The following is a 1,120-nucleotide window of genomic DNA, read 5'->3' on the forward strand; positions in this document are numbered from 1 at the left end:
GAATTCTGTGTAGATGTGTAGGCTTGGTCTATGGCGGGGATGGGGCGGCCGAAGGCCGAGTTGACGTTGTCGGACGAGGAGCGGGCCGCACTGGAGGGGTGGGTGCGGCGTCGTTCCACGCCGCAGGCGTGGGCTTTGCGGTGTCGGATCATCCTGGCCTGTGCCGAGGGTGTCTCGAACAAGGATGTGGCCGTCCGTCTCGGCTCGACGCCTCAGGCGGTCGGCCGTTGGCGAGCCCGTTTCGTGCAGTACCGGATCGCAGGCCTGGGAGACATGCCGCGTTCCGGAGGCCCCAGGACGGTGACGGATGAGCAGGTGGCCGGCGTGGTCACCAGGACGTTGGAGTCCACGCCGAAGAACGCGACGCACTGGTCGACGCGGTCGATGGCGAAGGAAATGGGCCTGTCCCAGTCCTCGGTCTCACGGATCTGGCGGGCGTTCGGCCTGCAGCCACATCGGTCGGAGACCTTCAAGCTGTCGACCGATCCCTACTTCGTCGACAAGGTCCGCGATGTCGTCGGCCTCTACCTGGACCCGCCCGAGCGGGCGCTGGTGTTCTGCGTGGACGAGAAGTCGCAGATCCAGGCCCTGGACCGGTCCCAGCCGGTGCTGCCGATGATGCCGGGGGTCCCGGAGCGGTCGACCCACGACTACGTCCGCGCCGGCACGACCACCCTGTTCGCCGCGCTCAACGTGGCCACCGGCAAGGTGATCGGCTCCCTCCACCGCCGCCACCGCGCCGAGGAGTTCAAGAAGTTCCTCGTCAAGCTCGACAAGGAAGTGCCCGCAGGCCTGGACGTCCACCTGATCTGCGACAACTACGCCACCCACAAGACACCGGACATCAAGAAGTGGCTGCTCGGCCACCCCCGGTTCCACCTGCACTTCACCCCGACCGGGTCGTCCTGGCTGAACCTGGTGGAGCGATGGTTCGCCGAACTCACCAACAAGCAGATACGGCGAGGCGTCCACAAATCCGTCCAGGCCCTCGAGAAGGACATCCGAGACTGGATCGCTGCTTGGAACACCGACCCCAAGCCCTACGTCTGGACCAAGACCGCAGACGAGATCCTCGAACGCCTCGCCAGTTATCTGAACAGAATTCCCGACTCAGAAGACT

The 1,120-nt window shown here is 65.3% G+C and carries 1 protein-coding gene; it reads left to right on the forward strand.

What is annotated here, in order from left to right:
* Positions 1–39: 39 nt before the first annotated feature.
* Positions 40–1,120 (forward strand): IS630 family transposase (locus ACFY04_RS43705; protein ID WP_389126648.1); only part of this gene is annotated, 1,081 nt, incomplete at its 3' end.

The sequence above is a fragment of the Streptomyces sp. NPDC001549 genome (genome assembly GCF_042894025.1).
Taxonomy (GTDB): Bacteria; Actinomycetota; Actinomycetes; order Streptomycetales; family Streptomycetaceae; genus Streptomyces; species Streptomyces kutzneri.